The 20,573-nt window shown below is 70.1% G+C and carries 18 protein-coding genes and 1 pseudogene; 8 read left to right on the top strand and 11 right to left on the bottom strand.

Annotation, left to right across the window (positions count from 1 at the left end; translation table 11 throughout):
- Window positions 1-287: pseudogene (locus R6V09_RS20005) on the bottom strand (DUF6668 family protein); the annotation flags it as partial.
- 206 nt (window positions 288-493) lie between these two features.
- Between R6V09_RS20005 and R6V09_RS20000 the strand changes: the two are divergent.
- Entirely contained in the window at window positions 494-2,512 is a 2,019-nt protein-coding gene (locus tag R6V09_RS20000; protein ID WP_317882776.1) for a tetratricopeptide repeat protein, read from the top strand.
- A gap of 139 nt (window positions 2,513-2,651) precedes the next feature.
- Here the strand turns inward: R6V09_RS20000 and R6V09_RS19995 are convergent, their stop codons facing one another.
- From R6V09_RS19995 to R6V09_RS19975, 5 genes are all read right to left on the bottom strand, one after another.
- Complete coding sequence (locus R6V09_RS19995) at window positions 2,652-3,122, bottom strand: VOC family protein (protein WP_317882775.1); 471 nt, start codon at window positions 3,120-3,122, stop codon at window positions 2,652-2,654.
- A gap of 50 nt (window positions 3,123-3,172) precedes the next feature.
- Window positions 3,173-5,455: a hypothetical protein gene (locus tag R6V09_RS19990; RefSeq protein ID WP_317882774.1), complete on the bottom strand. Its 2,283-nt coding sequence runs from the start codon at window positions 5,453-5,455 to the stop codon at window positions 3,173-3,175.
- A 186-nt stretch (window positions 5,456-5,641) separates the two neighbouring features.
- A complete protein-coding gene (locus R6V09_RS19985) occupies window positions 5,642-6,382 on the bottom strand; it encodes a DUF3800 domain-containing protein (RefSeq protein WP_317882773.1) in 741 nt (246 codons plus the stop codon).
- A 368-nt stretch (window positions 6,383-6,750) separates the two neighbouring features.
- Window positions 6,751-7,743, bottom strand: coding sequence for an EamA family transporter RarD (rarD, locus tag R6V09_RS19980; protein WP_317882772.1), 993 nt, complete (start codon window positions 7,741-7,743; stop codon window positions 6,751-6,753).
- Between the two features lie 134 nt (window positions 7,744-7,877).
- Window positions 7,878-8,732, bottom strand: a complete 855-nt coding sequence (locus R6V09_RS19975; RefSeq protein WP_317882771.1) for an SDR family oxidoreductase — start codon at window positions 8,730-8,732, stop codon at window positions 7,878-7,880.
- An 89-nt stretch (window positions 8,733-8,821) separates the two neighbouring features.
- Here R6V09_RS19975 and R6V09_RS19970 point away from each other — a divergent pair, with 89 nt between their 5' ends.
- From R6V09_RS19970 to R6V09_RS19960, 3 genes are all read left to right on the top strand, one after another.
- On the top strand, window positions 8,822-9,235 hold the full coding sequence (locus R6V09_RS19970) for a winged helix-turn-helix transcriptional regulator (protein WP_317882770.1): 414 nt from the start codon (window positions 8,822-8,824) through the stop codon (window positions 9,233-9,235).
- 155 nt (window positions 9,236-9,390) lie between these two features.
- Entirely contained in the window at window positions 9,391-10,020 is a 630-nt protein-coding gene (locus R6V09_RS19965; RefSeq protein WP_317882769.1) for a DUF6082 family protein, read from the top strand.
- A 232-nt stretch (window positions 10,021-10,252) separates the two neighbouring features.
- Window positions 10,253-10,441, top strand: a complete 189-nt coding sequence (locus tag R6V09_RS19960; protein WP_317882768.1) for a hypothetical protein — start codon at window positions 10,253-10,255, stop codon at window positions 10,439-10,441.
- A gap of 59 nt (window positions 10,442-10,500) precedes the next feature.
- Here the strand turns inward: R6V09_RS19960 and R6V09_RS19955 are convergent, their stop codons facing one another.
- From R6V09_RS19955 to R6V09_RS19945, 3 genes are all read right to left on the bottom strand, one after another.
- A complete protein-coding gene (locus R6V09_RS19955; RefSeq protein WP_317882767.1) occupies window positions 10,501-11,580 on the bottom strand; it encodes a 2-oxoacid:ferredoxin oxidoreductase subunit beta in 1,080 nt (359 codons plus the stop codon).
- Window positions 11,573-13,510, bottom strand: a complete 1,938-nt coding sequence (locus tag R6V09_RS19950) for a 2-oxoacid:acceptor oxidoreductase subunit alpha (protein WP_317882766.1) — start codon at window positions 13,508-13,510, stop codon at window positions 11,573-11,575. Before R6V09_RS19950 ends, R6V09_RS19955 begins: the two co-directional genes overlap by 8 nt.
- Before the next feature lie 249 nt (window positions 13,511-13,759).
- Complete coding sequence (locus R6V09_RS19945) at window positions 13,760-14,419, bottom strand: response regulator transcription factor (RefSeq protein ID WP_317882778.1); 660 nt, start codon at window positions 14,417-14,419, stop codon at window positions 13,760-13,762.
- 255 nt (window positions 14,420-14,674) lie between these two features.
- Between R6V09_RS19945 and R6V09_RS19940 the strand changes: the two genes are divergently transcribed.
- Window positions 14,675-15,688, top strand: a complete 1,014-nt coding sequence (locus R6V09_RS19940; RefSeq protein ID WP_317882765.1) for a quinone oxidoreductase family protein — start codon at window positions 14,675-14,677, stop codon at window positions 15,686-15,688.
- Window positions 15,689-15,864: 176 nt separating this feature from the next.
- Here R6V09_RS19940 and R6V09_RS19935 read toward each other — a convergent pair whose 3' ends face one another.
- Together R6V09_RS19935 and R6V09_RS19930 are read right to left on the bottom strand one after the other, a co-directional pair.
- A complete protein-coding gene (locus R6V09_RS19935; RefSeq protein ID WP_317882764.1) occupies window positions 15,865-17,223 on the bottom strand; it encodes a sensor histidine kinase in 1,359 nt (452 codons plus the stop codon).
- A gap of 113 nt (window positions 17,224-17,336) precedes the next feature.
- Window positions 17,337-18,563 carry a sensor histidine kinase gene (locus R6V09_RS19930; RefSeq protein WP_317882763.1) on the bottom strand — a complete coding sequence of 409 codons (1,227 nt, stop codon included), beginning with the start codon at window positions 18,561-18,563 and terminating at the stop codon, window positions 17,337-17,339.
- Window positions 18,564-18,834: 271 nt separating this feature from the next.
- Between R6V09_RS19930 and R6V09_RS19925 the strand changes: the two genes are divergently transcribed.
- The 3 genes from R6V09_RS19925 to R6V09_RS19915 form a co-directional block, all read left to right on the top strand.
- Window positions 18,835-19,257: an NADH-quinone oxidoreductase subunit A gene (locus R6V09_RS19925; RefSeq protein ID WP_317882777.1), complete on the top strand. Its 423-nt coding sequence runs from the start codon at window positions 18,835-18,837 to the stop codon at window positions 19,255-19,257.
- Window positions 19,248-19,949: an NADH-quinone oxidoreductase subunit B gene (locus R6V09_RS19920; protein WP_317882762.1), complete on the top strand. Its 702-nt coding sequence runs from the start codon at window positions 19,248-19,250 to the stop codon at window positions 19,947-19,949. Before R6V09_RS19925 ends, R6V09_RS19920 begins: the two co-directional genes overlap by 10 nt.
- The coding region (locus tag R6V09_RS19915) for an NADH-quinone oxidoreductase subunit C (protein ID WP_317882761.1) at window positions 19,946-20,573 on the top strand (628 nt) is incomplete at its 3' end. The genes R6V09_RS19920 and R6V09_RS19915, both read left to right, overlap by 4 nt.

Here is a 20,573-nt window from a genome sequence, read left to right as displayed (position 1 = left end):
ACGGCCCGCAGGACGGACGCCAGCCCGGCCGCGTGCGTACGGGCGACGAACAGCACCGACGGCGGGTCCTGCGGCCCGGGCCAGTCGCGTCCGCAGTCCTGGCCGCCGTAGACCGCCGTGAGGGTGGTGACGCCGGCGCCGCCATGGGTGGCGACCCAGGAGAAACGGCGCGGGGAGGCGGGGATACTGGAGACGCGCTCGGGCGCCTCCGGTGCCCCCGCGTGCGGACCGGCCTCCACCGGCCCGCGGAGCCAGATCTCCGGCCCCTGCCGTCCACCTGTCTGCATGACCGAGCTCCTCCCTCGTGGTCCCGCCGGATCCTCGCGGCCTCCGAACGGGCGCGACGGGTCCGGGAACTCCTGGGACGAGGCTGTGACGTCGTGGTGACCTGAGAACCGGAAGGGAACGGCGAGACTCAACAGTACGCGTACGAACGGATCTTGACGCTGGGGAGCGCCGGCCGGCTCCCCGGCGCATGCGAGTGAGGGAACCGATGTCTCGACTCAGCCGCGAGAAGAAGCGGGAACAGAAGCGAGCGGCACGCTCGGCACCCGCGGCGTCACCCTTCGAGGTACGCGTCCCCGTTGACGGCCCGGGCGCGGGCGGCGCGTCGATCGGCGGCGTGCCGGTCACCGTGCCCCCGGGCGAGGAGATCCAGCAGGTGGTCCTGACCCACCTCCACCGCATCGCCACCGCCACCGGCCACCCCGTCCACGCCACGATCCACGACGACCGCATCGGTTACGTCGTCCCCCTCCAGATCGACCTGGACGGCTCCACCCACTTCACGGGGGAGCCGTGGGCGACGGGGAGCGCAGGGGTGGGGGAGGTGGCTGCGAGGGGTGAGTTCGTGGCGGCGCCCTCGGGTACGGGTGCTCCGGCGGGCTTTCCTTCGCCGCCCGAGCTTCCGCCCGCGCCCCCGGCTGCGCTTCCGGCCGGGTCGGCGCCCGCAGGGGTCGTAGCGGCGGAACGGTACCCGTCGTCGGAGTCGGAGTCGGAGTCGGAGCGGGAGTCGGGACGATCCGGGTTCGCGCGGGAGCCCGAGGACCGCCGGCCGGGCGGCGACCCGGCGACGCATCGCCTGCGGGCGGTACAGGTGCAGGCGTCGGAACCGGAGGGAGGGGCGGCGGGACAGGTGGTTCCGACGTTCCCGTTGCGAGCGGTGCCCGAGTCGGCCGGGGAGTCGGCGCCGACGTTCCCTCTGCCCGCCGTACCGGACCCCGCACGGCCCGGCACACCACTCGGCTCGGTCCAGCCCCCGACGGGACAGTTCGGCCCGCCGCCGAGCATGGACGCCCCGCTGCAGGCCATGCACGCCCTTCCGCCGGGCAGGGATGTCCCGCCGGTCGCGGACGCTCCGTTGGCTGCGGATGCTGGGCCGATTGCGGGCGTTCCGCCGGTCGTGGAGGCTCCGCTGACCGCGGGCGCTTCACTGATCACGGGTGTTCCGCCTGTCGCGGACACTCCGGCCGTCATGGACACCCCGCCCGTCATGGGCACCCGGCCGGTGATGGACACCCCGCCGGTCACAGGCGTTCGGCCGGTCGCGGGTACCTCGGTGGTCGCTCCGGGGGGCTTCCCCTCCACTCCCGAGCACGCCCCCCACCCCGCACCTATCCACGCCCCTGCACCTGGTCCCAGCTCAGCACCTGGTCCTACCTCAGCACTGGGCGCCAGCCCCGCACTGGGTGCCAGCCCGGCACCCGGCGCGGGTGCCAGCCCGGCACCCGGCGCCAGTCCCGCACCCGGCCCCAGCCACGCACCCATCCCCAGCCACGTACCCGGCCTCAACCCGGCACTCGGCCCCAGCCCCGCCCCCATCCCCACCGCCGCACCGGGCGCCAGCCACACACTCGGCCCCGCACCAACACCCAGCCCCAGCTCCGCACCCGGTCGCACCCCCGCCTCCGCCTCCGCTCCCGCTCCCGCCCCCATCCCCGACCTCCTGCTCACCGCGCCCGAACCGGATCCCAAGCCGACGCCTGCCCGTGGGTTCGACGCGGTGGCCGAAGCCGTGCTCGGGGACGATCCGGTGGTGACCGCCGGTGAAGGTGTCGCGTTTCTCGCGGAGCCGATGGCGCTGATCAACGAGGCCGTGAAGGCGGGCCGGATCGAGGAGGCGGCGGGGCTGGCGGAGCGGACCGTGGACGAGGCGGCCGGCGCGCTCGGGCCGGACCACGCCGAAGTGCTGCGGCTGCGCGAACTCACCGCCTACATCGCCTACTTGGCCGGTGACCCGGTCCGCTCCTTCCACCTCTCCCTCGACCTCGCCCGCATCCGCCACCGCGCCCACGACGCGGAGGGCGCCTACGGCAACGTCCAGAGCGCAGCCACCGCCTGGCGCGCCGTACGCGACCCCGGGCAGGGCCTGTCCCTCGGCCGCGCCCTGATCGACCTGTGGACCGAACTCGCCACCGAGGACGGCCCCGCCGTAGACGACATCGAACAACTGGAGTCCGCCCGCGCCCGCATGGGCCGCCTCACCGAACGCGTCCGTAGGGCAACCGGCTGAACCCTGTCGCCCGGGCCGCGCGGGACTCGTCCCGCTCGGGGTCGAACGCGCTCGCAGCGCAACCGGCCGAATCCCGTAGCCCGGGCCGCGCAGAGACCCGTTCTGCTCGGGGACGAACGCGCCCGCTGAACCCCGGCGCCTACGCCACGCAGAACTCGTTGCCCTCCGGGTCCGTCATCACCACCCACGCACCGGCGGGCTCCGACACCCGGCGCAGCACGCTCGCCCCCAGCCCCGCCAGCCGGTCCACCTCGGCCTCACGCTGTCCCTCGCCCGGATGCAGATCGATGTGCAGCCGGTTCTTGACGGTCTTCGCCTCCGGCACCCGCTGGAACAGCAGCCGCCGGCCGAGCTCGGTGCCGCGCTCCTTGTCGTACGGGTCGTCGGGATGCCGTACGGCGATCAGGTCCCGGAAGGCCGGGCGGCCGTGGAAGTCGACGGTCGCGGCGGCGGGCAACGCGCCCAGTTCCAGGAGCCGTTCGACGAGCGCGCTGTTGTCCTCGGCCTCGTAGTGCAGCGCGGCGGCCCAGAAGTCCGCCTGCGCGTGCGGGTCGGCGGCGTCGATGACGAGCTTCCAGTGCAGCGGGGTGGGTGCGGAGGTCTGCGTCATGTGCACTACTTATAGCGTTCGTGTGGGTGAGCGGACGGGAACTCGGGTGTTCACGCCGAGGCGGCCTCGTCGTCCTCCTCGCTGTCCTCGCTGTCCTCGCTGTCCTCGCCGTCCTCGCCGTCCTCGCCGTCCTCGCTGTGCTCCTCGGCCTTGTCCGGATTGTGGCCGTCGACTGTGGTGAGGATGTCGAGAGCGGCCCGCTGAAGTTTCGACCACTCTTCGGTGTCTCCCAGGAGAGGTGGGAAGGTCCGGTCCCGCCCCAGGTCCTCCAGAGCGCGCAGAGTGTCCTTGGCATTGTCCAACTGCCGAGTCAGCGCTTGGCGTTGGTCCTCGATCTGCTGGGCCTTTGACGGCTTGCGCAGATTGGGTGCCCCTGCGGCGGGAGCGAGGGGCGCGAGTGAGCTCGGGGCCGGAGCCGAGGGTGAGACCGGGGCCGGAGCCGAGGCCCGCATCCGCTCTTTGGCCCGGGCCTCGTCGGACGCGTAGACGACGTCCCACGTGCTCAGCGCCTTCTCCACACCGCCTTCCCGCGCGACGCGGTCCGGTGCCGAGAGGTCCACCACGACGTGCTGGTAGGGCTTGGTGCCGCCAGGCGGAAGGCCGAGCCGGGGACGGGCGCTGGTGTTGCTCGGCATCGTCGACGCCTCGAAACGCTGGGCCGCGTGCGCCAGCAGCCACAGGCCCAGCGCGTTGCCCTCCTTGGCGAGCCCGCCGATGACGACCGACACGTCGGCGCGGAACGGCACCTTGCCTGCCTGCCGTTCCGCGGAGACGGCGGAACCGACGTTACGAGTGAGGAGTTTGTCGGCGATCAGGGCGATGCCGCCTGCCACCGCGAGGGTGCAGCGGGCGTTCGGATCACCCTGGAGAGCCGGTTCGACGAGGCTCGTGAAGTCTTCCGTGGGCACGGGGACCCAGTTGTCGGACAGTACGTCGGCGCTCAGCACGCCGCCGTTGCCCCAGGCGTTGCGGGCCTGCGCGAGTGCCGAGCTCTTCTCTGCACGCCACGCCATGTCGATGACGGGGCCGAGCAGCCCTGCGTACCCCTTCGTCGACATCCGGCGGTCGTTCTTGATGTCCTTGGCGCGGTTCTTCAGCTCCTCGTGGAGTGGCGGCCTCGTCAGCGCGTGTACGAGATAGACCGCCCGCCACAGTGCCGTCCCGGGGATTGTGGGGTCCTCGAAGACCGCCGGTACCTCGCTTTCCGCCAGTCGTCCTGTGGCCAGCGCGTGCACGCCCTGGAGCTGTTGCTCGAGGCCCCACTCGACCGCCCGGGTTTGGACGACGAGCTTGAGGGCGCGCGTGGCCACCTCCACGTTCTTCGCGGCCTCGTCCCACGGTTTGAACTCGACGTGCACGGAAGCGAGGATCGAGCGCAGGGCGTCGTCGAAGACGTCCGCAGTGCGCAGCGCGCTGCGTTCGTGGGCCTCGATGCCCACGGCGATGTGCGCCGGGACGAGAAAGGTCTGGGCGATCCGGACCGCGCGGTCCGAGACCTCGCCGCCGCCGTTCGCGGCGTCCGTGATCTCCTGCGTGAACGAGGTGTGCAGTGTCTTGCGGTGCTCCTCGCGGCCCAGCGCCAGGCGCTGGGTGAGGGGCTTGCGGGGTTCGCCCGCCGGCTGCTTGCGCTCGTGCAACAGGGTCGCTGCCGCGATTGTCGCGACGTTCTCGTTGGAGAACTCCGCGCCGGCGAACACCTTCCACGCGCTCGCGAGCCGCGTGATGCCGTCACGCGCGATCAGGGCCGTCACCGGCTCTGTGCCGTCCTCGAACTCGTAGATCACCGGGTGAACGATCAGCGCCCGGGTCACCCGCCTGGCCAGAATCGATTCGGCGTACGAGTTGCGGTGCAGGGTGACGGAGATGGTCTGCTCGATGTGGGCGCGGAGGTGATCCAGGTCGCGGTACCGGTAGCGCAGCAGTGCCAGCGGGCGGTCGCCCTCGGCCTCGCCGATCACCTTCGGGTCGTCCTCGTCCAACTGTTCCTGGCTCGTACGGGGCTGGATCCCCGGGAACAGCTCGCTCAGCCACACCCGGGAGTGGACGGAGCGCAGGGTGGCGCCGTCGACGTGCTCCTCCAGCAGGAGGCTCGCGCCGTCGTCCGCGGGCTTGCTCAGCTGCTGGGCGACCAGTGCGGGCACCGTGCTGGCGCGTGCGACCGCGTGCCAGGCGTCGTCGGTGAGGCCGGTCAGCCGGTTGGCGGTTCCCGCGTTCACCAGCTTTATGCGGTCGTCGACGTTGGAGGCGCCCGGCAGTTCGCGTGGGAAGTCGGAGACGACGACCGTCTCCTTGCCCCAGTCCACTGTGATCGGACGGTTTGCGGGCTTGGACATGGACCCTCCGTGGTGGGTGGTAGGTATGGAACACTGGAAACGCGGTCCTGGCCCGAGGTTTTCGGGACCCAGGTCCGGCCCGGTGGGGCCTCGGCCGTGTGTCGGGGCCTCACCCTTTTCGCCGCCACGCCGCATTGGCTGCCCTTCCACCGCCGCTTCGGCTGCTGTTCCAGCTGCGGCGCCGGCTCAGAGGGCGCGAGGGCCGTCCGCACCGGGCAGGGCGGAGCCAAACCAGTCCCACATGAAGCTGCGGCTCTCCCGCTTGGCGATGGACTGGAAGGCGGCGTACGCGATCATGTCGGCGGCCTGCAGCAGATGGCTGTCGTGAGACGGCAGGAAGAGCGGGTCCCCGATGACCCGGCGCTCCCGCTCCGGCAGGCGCTGATGGGCCCGGCGCAGGGCGACCTCGGTGCCGTTGCCGTCCACGATCAGCAGGCCGTAGTGGCCGGTCGCCGCGAGATCCGCGTTGATGTCCTGCAGCAGGGCCGCGTAGAGCGCGGGCCGGTCGCGGCCGTAGTTGTCCGTCTCGCGGTACACCGTTCGTACCCGGGCGCCGGGAATCCGGGCGATCGTGTGCAGCCCGCGCAGGATCACCTCGCGTGTGTGCTGCCGGTGCAGGTCTGGGTCGCTGCTGCGCGAGCGGTGCACGAAGCGGCCCCGGGCACCGACCAGTTTGTGGGAATGCAGGGCAGTGCTCTGCGGGATCAACAGACGGGCGTCTGCGGCGAGTTCGGCACGGAAGCCGAGCCAGTGCCGCATCGCGTCGTTGCTGTGGACGATGTCGACGCCCAGCGCACCGAACGCGGCGATGGTCCGGGAGTCGCCCGAATCGTCGATGTAGTAGAGCCGCAACGGGGCGGCGGAGTCCATACCGGATCCGATACCGGACGTGCTGATGGCTATGGACATGGGGGACGTGATGGTCATGGGTCGACCAACTCCGCTTACAGACACATCCGGGCTGTTCCCGGCGCCATCGCCGGTCCCTTCCTGCCGTACGGGTGAGCCGCCGGAACAGGGCGTGGGGTGCCTCAACAACCACGCGCCACGCCACACCCGGTCAACCGAGGCGGTCACCACCGCACAGGAGATCAGGCTTCGTGGGAAGCACCACTCCCGCCGGCGGTAGCCGGACCGGGGTACTCCCCGGTGACGGCCTCCGGGACTATTCCCGGCCCCATACAACGATGTGTCCGCACATTGCGTTCACAGCAAGGATAGCGGCACGTGGAACCGACGTAGCGTCAATTCGTCGGAGCGCAGAACTAGTTCAGCGCTCCACCGCAGGTGCCGCCTCAGCTGCGCGAGCCCTCCGGTTCCGCGCTCACCGTGGCGGAGACCGCCGAATTCGACGCGACCGTCCGTCCCCGTACCGCTCGCGCCCCCCGCCGTGCCGCCCGCAGCGCGTCCGTCGTCAGCAGGACGAGTGCCAGCCACACCAGTGCGAAGCCCGCCCAGCGTGCGGGTGGCATGGACTCGTGGAAGTAGAGGATGCCGAGCAGGAACTGGAAGACCGGCGCCAGGTATTGAAGCAGTCCCAGCGTCGACAGCGGCACCCGGATCGCCGCCGCGCCGAAGCAGACGAGGGGGAGTGCGGTGACGATGCCGGTGGAGGCGAGGAGCGTGGCGTGGCCGACGCCCTCCTGGGTGAAGGTCGCCTCGCCGTGCGCGCCGAGCCACAGCAGATAGCCGAGCGCGGGCAGGAACTGGATCGCGGTCTCCGCGGCCAGCGACTCGATGCCGCCGAGGTTGACCTTCTTCTTCACCAGGCCGTAGGTCGCGAAGGAGAAGGCGAGGCAGAGGGAGATCCACGGCGGCTGGCCGTAGCCGACGGTCAGGACGACGACGGCGGCGAGGCCGACGCCGACCGCGGCCCACTGCACCGGGCGCAGCCGTTCCTTCAGGAGCAGGACGCCGATCGCGATGGTGACCAGGGGGTTGATGAAATAGCCGAGCGAGGCCTCGACGACATGGCCGCTGTTCACGGCCCAGATGTAGACACCCCAGTTGACGGTGATGAAGCCCGCCGCGATCGTCACGAGCCCCAACTTGCGCGGCTGGCGCAGCAGTTCGCCGATCCAGGCCCAGCGCCGGACCACGAGCAGCGCCACGACGACGAAGGCGAGCGACCACACCATCCGGTGGGCGAGGATCTCGGCGGCGCCGGCCGGCTTGAGCAGCGGCCAGAACAGCGGGACCAGTCCCCACATGCCGTATGCCGCGAAGCCGTTCAGCAGTCCTATGTGGTGCTGTTCACCCTTCGGCCTCCCGCTCGGCTTCCCGCTCACGGGCCCCTCCTTCGCGCGCCTGCCCGGCTGCGTGGGTGCAACCTGCACGAAGGTAACGCCGGGCGCCCCCGCCTGTCATGCTCGTATCGCCATACGGTCATGACAGGCGGGGGTGCCGCCGTGTGCGGGTGGTGTCAGCCCTTGAGCGCGATGGCGATCGACTCGCTGATCGGCGTGGTCGGACGGCCCGAGAGGCGGGACAGGTCACCGGTGGCGACGACCAGCTCGCCCTTCTCGATGGAGGCGTCGACACCGACGAGGATCGCGGCGAACGGCTCGGGCAGCCCGGCGCCGGTGAGGATGCCGGTGAGGGCCTCGCCGGAGACGTTGTTGTGGGCGATCTCCTTGCCGGTCTGCCGGCTCAGCTCGGCCGCGTACTCGGCCATGTTCCAGGCCTCGTCGCCGCCCAGTTCGTACGTCTGGTTCTCGTGGCCCTCGCCGGTCAGTACGGCGACGGCGGCAGCGGCGTAGTCGGCGCGGGTGGCGGAGGAGATCCGGCCGTCACCGGAGGCGGCCACGACGGCGTTGTGCTCCAGGACCGGGGCCAGGTTCTCGGTGTAGTTCTCGTTGTACCAGCCGTTGCGCAGCAGGGTGTACGGCAGACCGGAGGCGAGCAGCGCCTCCTCGGTGCCGTGGTGGTCGTCGGCCAGGGCGGCGGTGAGGGTGCCGGGGGCGCTGGTGTAGGCGAGGAGCGCCACACCGGCGGCCTTCGCGGCCTCGATGACGACCTTGTGCTGCCCGACCCGGCCCTTGTCGAACTCGTTGCCGGAGATCAGCAGCACCTTGTCGCCGGCGGCGAAGACGGAGTCGAAGGTCTCCGGGGTGTTGTAGTCCGCGACCACGAGCTTCACGCCGCGCTCGGCGAAGTCGGCGGCCTTCTCCGGGGTGCGGACGACGGCGGTGACCTGGTCGGCCGGAACCTTCTCCAGCAACTGCTCCACTACGTGACGGCCGAGATGTCCGGTGGCTCCGGTGACGACGATGCTCATGATGACAACTCCTTGTGGGGTGCGATGGCACTAACCCTAGGAGGTGCGCTAACTCTAGGAAAGTACCCACTTTGAAGTAAGGTACTGACATGGCAGTAAGCAGCGAGGTGGCGAGCAAGGACACCGCGAGCAAAGACACCGCGGGCGAAGCGATGTGCCCGTACCGCCTGGTCCTGGAACACGTCACGTCCCGCTGGGGCGTCCTCGTTCTCATCGAACTCCTCGACCGCCCGTACCGTTTCAGCGAACTCCGCCGGGCGGTCGGGCAGGTGAAGTCGGTGAGCGAGAAGATGCTGGCGCAGACGCTGCAGACCCTGGAGCGGGACGGCCTGGTGCATCGTGACGCCAAGCCGGTGATCCCGCCGAGGGTCGACTACTCCCTGACCGACCTGGGCCGCGAGGCGGCGGAACAGGTGCGGGGGCTGGCGCTGTGGACGGAGGCGCGGATGGGGGAGGTGGAGAAGGCGCGGGAGGTTTATGACGCGGCGAAGGGGCTGGGCTGAGCAGCGCGGACGCCTCCGGCGCAGGAATGCGGTGGGCGCTCGCCGGGCACACACATGTCAGGGCGTCGGTTGACACGAGCGGTACGTCCATCCATGCGCCCCCTCTCCGCCTCTCACGCCGACTTGAACCGCCGGGCATGCTGGGGTGGGGCGCTGTGCCCAACCGCGCGCTGGTCCTCGTGCCGCTCACGAGATCGTCGACCGGCGAGTGGACGCCTATTCGGGGGTTCGCATTGGCCAGACAGAATCCGGACGCGCGAGGAATCGGTTCTGCAGGACGGCCGCGGGTCGGCCGGACACGCGTCCCTTTTCCACGTCAGGTCTGGCGGCGCCGCCAGGAAGAACTGGCCTTGCACCTTCTGGTCGAAGTCACCCGACTCGCCGACGAAATCCGCAACGCCAACCTGATTCAGCTGCATCGCATCACCGCGGCCCAGGTCGATCACGCGATGGCGGATCCCGCGCTGGCGTCGGCGATGAGCACGCTTGAGGGCCTGTCGGACAGCAAGCGACGGCAGGTGCTGTTCGTCAACCGCGAGTACAGCGCGACCATGCTGGGACAGCGCATCGGTGCCTACGGGTGGGCCGAAATGATCGGGTACTTACGGGTTCTGGCGCGGAATCAGGTGTTCAAGGAGTACTGGGTGATGACCGCCGAGCACCGTCGCAGTCTGCTGGGGGAGTCGCACGAGGCGAGGGTGGGCAAGGCGGTCGACCTCATCATGGAGGAGCTTGCCGAGGATCCGGACGAGTGGTGGGTCGTAGGGTTGTCCGACGAGACCTGACGTGTCAAGTGCCAATGCGGTGAAACTCGTTCAATCGTGTTGACGAGGAGGGGGCTTTCACCCGTGTCAGGCCTGATATAAATTCCGTCGGGCGTCTCCTACGTCTCCTACGTCTCATCGGAGGGTCTGGCTGTTCTATGCCCGGACCTGGAACAGGGTCTGCGTGCACACCGAATTGCCTCATGTCAGTGTTGTTCGCCGACTCGGCGATTCCCCTCGGCAGCGAGGGAGCATGAATGGCGAAACCTGTCCGGATTTGTTCGAACTTAGCGACGGAAGTTTCGCCATCATCGGCACCGACCGTACCGAAGAACTCGACGCCCTCCTCCCCGCCGACGCCGCCCGCGCGGACTACGAGCGCATCGTCGTCATCACCCGGGACACCCTTCTCCGAGCCAAGCGGGACATCCCTGACACGTGACGTGAACAGACGAGAGGGCCTGGGCATCGTGCCCAGGCCCTCTCGCATGTCAGGAACCGTCAGCCCACGACCGTCCAGGTGTCCCCGCCCGCCAGGAGTGCGGCCAGGTCGCCTTTGCCGTTCTGCACGATCGCGGTGTCGAGCTGGTCGGCCATCTGCGTGTCGTAGACGGGCCGTTCCACCGACCGCAGGACGCCGATCGGGGTGTGGTGCAGGGTGTCCGGGTCGGCCAGCCGGGACAGGGCGAAAGCGGTGGTCGGCGAGGTCGCGTGGGCGTCGTGGACCAGGACCTGCGCCTCGTTGTCCGGGGTCACGTCGACCACCCGCAGATCCCCCGTCGCCGCATCCCGCACGACACCCCGCGTACCGTCCGCGCCGAAGCGGATCGGCTGCCCGTGCTCCAGGCGGATCACCGCCTCCTCGGCCTGCCGGCGGTCCTTGAGCGCGTCGAAGGCGCCGTCGTTGAAGATGTTGCAGTTCTGGTAGATCTCCACCAGCGCCGTGCCCGGGTGGGCGGCTGCCTCGCGCAGGACCTGGGTGAGGTGTTTGCGGTCCGAGTCGATCGTGCGGGCCACGAAGGAGGCCTCCGCGCCGATGGCGAGGGACACCGGGTTGAAGGGGGCGTCCAGCGAACCCATCGGCGTCGACTTCGTGATCTTCCCGACCTCCGAGGTCGGCGAGTACTGTCCCTTCGTCAGCCCGTAGATCCGGTTGTTGAAGAGGAGGATCTTGAGGTTGACGTTGCGGCGCAGGGCGTGGATCAGGTGGTTGCCGCCGATGGAGAGGGCATCCCCGTCGCCGGTGACCACCCAGACGCTCAGGTCCCGCCGGGAGGAGGCCAGGCCGGTCGCGATCGCGGGGGCGCGGCCGTGGATGGAGTGCATGCCGTAGGTGTTCATGTAGTAGGGGAAGCGGGAGGAGCAGCCGATGCCGGAGACGAAGACGATGTTCTCCCTGGCCAGGCCCAGCTCCGGCATGAAGCCCTGGACCGCCGCGAGGACCGCGTAGTCGCCGCAGCCGGGGCACCAGCGCACTTCCTGATCGGACTTGAAGTCCTTCATGGACTGCACCGCCCCGGCCTTGGGGACCAGCGAAAGTGCCTCGATCGTGCCCGTGCCTTCCGTGGACGTCTCAGCCATCGATGGCCTCCTTCAGCGCCGTGGCGAGCTGCTCAGCCTTGAACGGCATGCCGTTGACCTGGTTGTAGGAGTGCGCGTCCACCAGGTACTTCGCCCTAACCAGCGTGGCGAGCTGACCCAGATTCATCTCGGGAATCACCACTCTGTCGTAGCGCTTCAGGACCGCGCCGAGGTTGCGGGGGAAGGGGTTGAGGTGGCGGAGGTGGGCCTGCGCGATGGACTCGCCGGACGCGCGCAGGCGCCGTACCGCCGCCGTGATCGGGCCGAATGTCGAGCCCCAGCCCAGGACCAGCGTGCGTGCGCCGTGCGGGTCGTCGACCTCCAGATCCGGCACGTCGATACCGTCGATCTTCGCCTGCCGGGTACGGACCATGAAATCGTGATTGGCCGGGTCGTAGGAGATGTTGCCCGTGCCGTCCTGCTTCTCGATACCCCCGATACGGTGCTCCAGACCCGGCGTGCCCGGGACCGCCCACGGGCGGGCCAGGGTCTGCGGGTCTCGTTTGTAGGGCCAGAAGACCTCGCTGCCGTCGTCCAGGGTGTGGTTGGGGCCCTGGGCGAACTGGACGGTCAGGTCCGGGAGTTCGTCGACGTCGGGGATGCGCCAGGGCTCGGACCCGTTGGCCAGATAACCGTCCGAGAGGAGCATCACCGGGGTGCGGTACGTCAACGCGATCCGCGCCGCCTCGATCGCCGCGTCGAAACAGTCCGCCGGCGTGCACGGGGCAACAATCGGGACCGGCGCCTCGCCGTTGCGCCCGAACATCGCCTGCAGCAGGTCGGCCTGTTCGGTCTTGGTGGGCAGTCCGGTGGAGGGGCCGCCGCGCTGGATGTCCAGGACGAGGAGCGGGAGTTCCAGCGATACCGCGAGACCGATCGTCTCGCTCTTCAGCGCCACACCCGGGCCGGACGTGGTGGTGACCGCGAGGGAGCCGCCGAACGCCGCGCCCAGGGCCGCGCCGATGCCCGCGATCTCGTCCTCGGCCTGGAAGGTCCGCACACCGAAGTTCTTGTGCCGGCTCAGCTCATGCAGAATGTCCGAGGCCGGCGTGATCGGATACGAACCCAGAAACAGCGGCAGGTCCGCCTGCCGGGACGCGGCGACCAAACCGTAGGACAGAGCCAGATTCCCCGAGATGTTGCGATAGGTGCCGGCCGGGAACGCCGCCGCGGCCGGGGCGACCTCGTAGGAGACCGCGAAATCCTCCGTCGTCTCACCGAAATTCCAACCCGCCCTGAACGCCGCAATGTTGGCCGCCGCGATCTCCGGCCTCTTCGCGAACTTCGACGTCAGGAACTTCTCCGTCCCCTCCGTCGGCCGGTGATACATCCACGACAACAGACCCAGCGCGAACATGTTCTTGCTCCGCTCGGCCTCCTTACGCGTCAGACCGAACTCCTTCAACGCCTCCACGGTGAGGGTCGTCAGGGGCACGCGGTGCAGGCTGTAACCGTCCAGCGAACCGTCGTCGAGCGGCGAGGCGGCATAACCCACCTTCTGCAGCGCCCGCTTGGTGAACTCGTCCGTATTGACGATGATCTCCGCACCGCGCGGCACATCGGCGATGTTCGCCTTCAGGGCGGCCGGGTTCATCGCGACCAGCACGTTCGGCGCGTCCCCGGGCGTGAGGATGTCATGGTCGGCGAAATGCAGTTGGAACGACGAAACCCCCGGCAGGGTACCTGCGGGGGCACGGATCTCGGCCGGAAAGTTCGGCAGCGTCGAGAGGTCGTTCCCGAACGACGCCGTCTCCGAGGTGAAACGGTCGCCGGTGAGCTGCATACCGTCACCCGAGTCACCCGCGAACCGGATGATCACCCGGTCCAGGCGTTGGACTTCCTTCACCCCCGCCGGTTTGCGTTGTTCCCCGACCAACGTGCTGTCGGCTCCGTCGGCCTGTTCCGCTGGGCTACTGACCTGGCTGGTCACTGAACTGGACCTCCTCTTCGAGGACGCTGTCCGGGCATGGCCGAACCGCCGACCCTCCCAGGATCAACCCTACGTCCGTAAGGGTCGCCTTCCTTCGGCCGTTCGCATGATGGACGGTATTTTGAGACGGCTTGACAACCTGACTTGTCATGATTTCTCGCCCCCCGGCGCTTCCTTTGAAGACGCTCCCCATGCATTGTCCGGTTCTCGGCTCGACTAACGGCTGGTGTCTGACGCGGTGTCAGTTTGTCAGGAGTTGAGGTAGGTGAGGACGGCCAGAACACGCCGGTGATCCCCGTCGCTCGGCGACAGCCCCAGCTTCAGGAAGATGTTGCTGACGTGCTTCTCGACCGCGCCGTCGCTCACCACCAGTTGCCGGGCTATCGCGGAGTTCGTCCGCCCCTCCGCCATCAGCCCCAGCACCTCGCGCTCGCGCGGGGTGAGCCGCACCAGCACGTCCTGCTTGCGGCTGCGTCCCAGCAGCTGCGCGACCACCTCCGGGTCGAGCGCCGTACCCCCCGAGGCCACCCGCACCACCGCGTCGACGAACTCCCGCACCTCGGCCACCCGGTCCTTCAGCAGATAGCCGACGCCATGGGTGGAACCGGCCAGCAGTTCGGTGGCGTAGCGCTCCTCCACGTACTGCGACAGCACGAGCACGCCGAGACCGGGATACGACTTGCGCAGCTCGACCGCCGCCCGCACGCCCTCATCCGTGTGTGTCGGCGGCATCCGTACGTCCGCCACCACGACGTCCGGCAGCGCGCCCTGGTCGGCCAGCTCGGTGATCGTCTTGACCAGCGCGTCCCCGTCGCCCACCCCGGCCACCACGTCGTGCCCGCGGTCGGTCAGCAACCGGGTCAGGCCCTCCCTCAGCAGCACTGAATCCTCGGCGATGACCACCCGCACCCTGTCCTCCACGATGTTCGGCCCCCCATAGCCTGCCCTGCCGGTCCACGGCGGTCGCGCCCTGTTCGCGTCCGTCCGCACGACAGGCCCAGCATTCCAGTATTCGGACCGCGGTGCGCCCGGGCGAGTGGAATTCGGACCGGGGCGCCGTTCCCGGACGGCCGGAATAGGGACAGGGCATCGCGGGTTTCGGCTCTCCGCACGATCTGGTCCCGATCACCGGGCGCCGGGTACCCGACACGGAGGGGTGGGCCCATGAGGGCGAGCGCGTTCAAGGAGACCGGCGGACCGGAGGTACTGCGCCTCGTGGACCTCCCCGACCCCGAGCCGGGCCCCGGTGAGGTCCTCGTCCGCGTTGCCTACGCCGGCGTCAACTACGGCGAGATACAGCACCGCCTCGGCGACTTCGGCGAACCCGACGGCGAGACCGTCACGGGCCTGGAGGCGTCCGGCCGGGTGGCGGCGCTGGGCGAGGGCGTGACGGAGCTGTCGGTCGGGGACGCGGTGACGGCGTACCTCCCGGACGGCGGGGGCTACGCGGAGTACGCGGTGGCCCCGGCCGCCTTCACGTTCCCGCTCCCGGACGGCCTCGACCTGCGTACGGCCGGTGGTGCCGCGCTCGTCCTGACGACGGCCTACGGCGTACTGGCCGGCGCGGCCCGCATCGCCCCCGGCGACACGGTCCTCGTCCACGCGGCGGCGGGTGGTGTCGGCGGCGTGGCCGCGCAGCTCGCCCGGGCGCTGGGGGCCACCGAGGTCTACGGCACCGTCAGCACCCCGGAGAAGGCGGAGTACGCCCGCCGCTCCTTCGGCTACGACGAGGTCTTCGTCCGCGAGGGCTTCCCGGAGGCGGTCCTCGCGGCCACCTCCGGGCGAGGCGTCGACATCGTCCTCGACCCGGTCGGCGGTCCCACCCGCCTGGCGAGCTTCGAGGTCCTGGCCCCCTTCGGCCGCCTCGCGGTCTACGGCGAAGCGGCCCGCCACCCCGACCTCCAGCTCCCCGTCCTCCCGATCTGGAAGCACAACCGCACCCTGACCGGCTACAACATCGGCGACCTCGCCCGCCGCGACCCGGCGACGGTCCGCGCCCACGGCCTGAGCGCCCTGGCACTGGCCGCCTCCGGCGCCGTAAGGATCGATGTCACGGAGGAATACGCGCTGGAGGCCGCGGCGGAGGCCCATCGGCTGCTGGGGGAGGGGCGGAACCGGGGGAAGGTGGTGTTGGCGGTGGGCGATGCTGGTGTGTCCGGCGCCAGCTCTCCGGCGTAGGCGGGCAGTCTCGGCCTGTCGGGTGTCCGGTGCCCGTTCTTCGGCGTAAGAGGGCGCTCTCAGGCTGTCCGGTGCAGGCCCACACTCTCAGCCCGTCCGGCGTTTGAGGACGAGGCCGTTCAGGCCGAAGAGGGGTCTGGGGGCAGCGGCGCTCAGACCCGAGGAGGCAGCGGCGCTCAGCCCCGCCAGGGCAGTTCCGCCGTGATCCGGGTCGGCCCGCCCGCCGGTGAGTCGACCACCAGGATCCCGTCCACCGCATCCAGTCGCCCGGCAAGACCAGCCAGCCCCGAACCGCCGGAGGCATCCGCGCCGCCCACCCCGTTGTCCACGACCTGCAGCATCAGCCGGTTCTCCACCCGCCACACGTCCACCGCCGCCCAGGTGGCCTTCGCGTGCTTGCTGATGTTCTGCAGCAGCTCGGAGACGGTGAAGTACGCGATGCCCTCGATGGCGGCGGCCGGCCGCGACGGCAGGTCCACATCCACCTTCACCGGCACCGTGCAGCGTGAGGCGACGGAGGACAGGGCCGCGTCGAGGCCGCGGTCGGTGAGTACGGCGGGATGGATCCCGCGCGCCAGGTCCCGCAGCTCCTGCAACGCCGTCTTCACCTCGCCGTGCGCCTCGCCCACCATCCGCGCCGCGGCCTCCGGGTCCTCCGTCAGCTTCTCCTTCGCCAGCCCCAGATCCATGGCCAGCGCCACCAGCCGGGCCTGCGCCCCGTCGTGCAGGTCCCGCTCGATGCGGCGCAGGTCGGCCGCCGCGGTGTCGACCACGACACCCCGGTCCGACTCCAGCTCCACGACCCGCGTCGCCAGCGTCGACGGCCCGAGCAGCCCGTGCACCAGCAGCCGGTCCACCATCGTCAGCGCCCGCACGATCCACGGCGTGGCCAGCGTGAACAACAGCCCGACCAGCGCGGTCACCGTGATCTCGAAGGGGTTGTCCAGATAGATCCGGTGGTGCTCGTCGCCGTACAGCTGAAGGCCGCCCCCACCGCCGTACATCGGGAAGAGCCAGAACCACAGCGGGTACGTCAGCAGGGCCCAGCCGTACGCCCAGAAGTTGAGGGCGACGACGAAGGAGAAGACCGCCCACGGGAAGTGCAGTACCGCGTAGAGCAGATGGCGCCAGGACGAGCCGGACTTGAGGACGGCGCCCATCCAGGCCATCGGGCCGTTCTTCTTCATCCGCAGCGGCTCGGGGTCGGCGACGTCCAGGCCGAGCAGCCGGCGGGCCCGCGCCCGCTCCAGCGCGCCGAAGCCGCGGCAGCCGGCCAGGGCTCCCGCCAGGACCGGTATGCCGAGGAACGTGACCAGCAGGCCCGCGCCCAGCGACACCATCGTGATCGCGTAGGTGAAGAGCATGATGCTGATCGGCAGACTCAACAGGACGTAGCCGAACTCGCGCCAGTGGCGCGCCTCCAGGGGGGCGCGCAGCGCGGCCGGCAGCCGGTGCCGGCGTCGCTCGTCGAGGTCGAGCGTGCCCTGCGGTCCGTACCCCTGCGGTCCGTACCCCTGCCCGTACTCCGTGGCCATTGACGTCGTCCCGTTCTACTCGTTTCCGCAGCCGTGCTGTCGTATCTCCAGACTGCTCGGCCGCAGGTCCGTGGACCATGGAGTCCGTCGGCCTCTGGGGAGGGGGGTTTTCCCTACCTCCGGCCCTGCTTACCGCTCGGCTCGGCGGTCCGTTCGCGCCAGGGCAGCTCCGCGGTGACCGTCGTGGGGCCGCCGGGCGGGGAGTCGATGACGAACAGGCCGTCGACCGCGCCCAGTCGGTCGGCGAGGCCGCGCATGCCCGTACCGCCGTCGAGGCGCGCGCCGCCGCGGCCGTCGTCCCACACCTGGATCAGCAGCCGGTCCTCCGCCCGCCACACGTCCACCGACGCCGTACGCGCGCCACTGTGCTTGCTGATGTTCTGCAGCAGCTCGGAGACGGTGAAGTACGCGATGCCCTCGATGGCGGCCGCCGGGCGCGCCCCCAGGTCGGCCGTCACCTTCACCGGCACCGTGCAGCGTGAGGCGACGGAGGACAGGGCCGCGTCGAGGCCGCGGTCGGTGAGTACGGCGGGATGGATCCCGCGCGCCAGATCCCGCAACTCCTGCAACGCGAGCTTCACTTCGCCGTGCGCCTCGTCGACCATCGCGGCGACATGCTCGTCGGCCTGGCCTTCGAGCAGCTTCTCCTTGGCCAGCCCAAGACCCATGGCCAGATTCACCAGCCGGGCCTGCGCCCCGTCGTGCAGATCGCGCTCGATCCGTCGCAGGTCGGCCGCCGCGGTGTCGACCACGACACCCCGGTCCGACTCCAACTCGGCGATACGGCGCTCCAGTTCGTCGGAGGGGGAGAGGAGACCGCGCACCATCGCCCGGTCCGCGTTCGTCAGCCCCCGCGCGATGAACGGCAGCACCGGCCACGCCACGAACAGCGAGACCAGCGTGATCGTGAACGTGACGATGCCCCACGGCAACCGCATGCCTTCGTACAGCACCGTCCGCCAGCCCACCGGGTCCTTCAGCGCCATCCACACCCGCTGCACGAGCCCGCCCCCCTTGCGCAACGGCAACGGGCTCGGCTCCTCGATCCGCACCCCGAGCAGCCGCCGGGCCCGGCGCCGCTCGAACTTCCCGATCAGCCGCGCGCCCATCAGCCCCAGCGCGAGCAGCGGAAACCCGACCACGGTGACGGTCAGCCCGGCACTGGTGGCCAGCATCGTCACCACATAGACGAAGCCGAACACCGCCATCGGCAGATTCGCCAGGAGATGCGCGATCTCCTTCCAGGTGTGTCTGTCGTAGGCGAAGCGGGCGGGCGGCAGCGGTTCGTCGAGCTCGCCGCCGGGTGCCGCCGGGTCTGCGTAGGGGATACGTACGGTCATGTGGGCCAGCGTGCCGCGCGGCGGGCCCCGGCGCCATGAGGTCCGCCGCCCCGATTCCCGGGGGGAAACCCCACCAACGCGCCCGTCTCATCCTTCCCATCATCATTCCGAGCAGATCTCAAGCCGCGACGGGCTGCTTACCGTCCCTTTAACAGGGCCTAGACTCCCGTGCGTACACATCGTCGAACACAGAGTTCACATGGGTCACCGGGGCATCGGAGCGGGCCTGTAGCGGGCCTGTGCGGAAGAGGAGGGGTCGGACTTGCGGGAGATGGTGCAGGGGACCTTGCCGGAGACCTTGCGGGAACCGGCCGTGGTCGTCGCGGCGGACTACTTCCGGTCCTACTCCGTCGTGGGACTGCTCGCCGTCGTCGGCGTGCTCTTCGTCGCCGTGGCCTTCGGCGCCGGCCGCCTGCTGCGCCCGGTCGTGCCCACCCCCGAGAAACTCCTGACCTACGAGTGCGGCGTCGACCCCGTCGGCGAGGGCTGGGCCCACACCCAAGTCCGGTACTACGTCTACGCGTTCCTGTACGTCATCTTCGCCGTCGACTCGATCTTCCTCTTCCCCTGGGCCACGGTCTTCGCCGCCCCGGGCTACGGCGCGACCACCCTCGTCGAGATGTTCATCTTCCTCGGCTTCCTCACCGTGGGCCTGCTGTACGCATACAAGAAGGGCGTCCTGACATGGACGTGACCCCCGAGCCCGTGCTGCTCCCGGAGCCGAAACGGCTGGGCACCCTCGCCCGCCTCGCCCCCGAGCCGATGAAGGTCGTCCTCAACTGGGGCCGCCGCTACTCCCTCTGGGTCTTCAACTTCGGCCTCGCCTGCTGCGCCATCGAGTTCATCGCCGCGTCCATGGCCCGCCACGACTTCATCCGCCTCGGCGTGATCCCCTTCGCCCCCGGCCCGCGCCAGGCCGACCTGATGGTCGTCTCCGGCACGGTCACGGACAAGATGGCCCCCGCCGTGAAACGCCTCTACGAGCAGATGCCCGAGCCCAAGTACGTCATCTCCTTCGGCGCGTGCAGCAACTGCGGCGGCCCCTACTGGGACTCCTACTCCGTCACCAAGGGCGTCGACCAGATCATCCCGGTCGACGTCTACGTCCCCGGCTGCCCGCCCCGCCCCGAAGCCCTCCTCCAGGGCATCCTCAAACTCCAGGAGAAGATCGCCCGGGAGTCACTGGGGGAGCGGTACGGCTACGGGACGGGGGCGCGCCCCACGACGGCGGCACTGCAGAGCGGGTTGGTGACGGCGCCGACGCCGGTGCCGGTGCCGGTGCCGAGTGAGGCAGCTGAGGGCTCATCGGCTGCGGCTGCGGGCTCGTCCTCAGATGCCACGGCTACGGGCTCGTCCTCCGACCCGGCCTCGGGGGACGCCCGATGACCGCCGTCGGCTGGCTGCCCGCCCCCACCGAGGAACTCTTCGGTACGGAGGCCACGGCCGAGGAGTCGTACGAGCTCCTCACGGTCGACGTACCGCCTACCGCCTGGCTCGCCGCCCTGCGCACCGCCCGCGACGACCTCGGCTGCACCTACTTCGACTGGCTGAGCGCGGTCGACGAACCCGGCACCGGCTTCCGCGTCTCGGCCCACGTCGTGGCACTGTCACCGGTACGCCGACTCCTCGTCCGTACGACGGTCCCGCACGAGACCCCGGTACTCCCCACCGCCGTGGACATCTACGCGGGCGCAGCCTGGCACGAACGCGAGACCCACGAAATGTTCGGCGTCGACTTCGAGGGCCACCCGGCACTGGACCACCTCCTCCTCCCGGAAACCTTCGAAGGTCACCCCCTCCGCAAGGACTTCGTCCTCGCGGCCCGCGTCGCCAAGGCCTGGCCCGGCGCCAAGGAACCGGGCGAGTCCGACCACGGCGGCCCCAAACGCCGCCAGATGCTCCCACCAGGCGTCCCCGACCCCAATGAGTGGGGCCCCCTGAAGGGCCAACTCCCCGCGGCCCCGACCCGCCCTGCCCGGGGTGCGGCACGGGCGCCGGGCGAGCGTCCGG

The organism is Streptomyces sp. W16 (assembly GCF_033194735.1).
Taxonomy (GTDB): domain Bacteria; phylum Actinomycetota; class Actinomycetes; order Streptomycetales; family Streptomycetaceae; genus Streptomyces.
The sequence above is the reverse complement of the archived record's forward strand: the minus strand, read 5'-3'. Positions and strand labels throughout refer to the sequence as shown.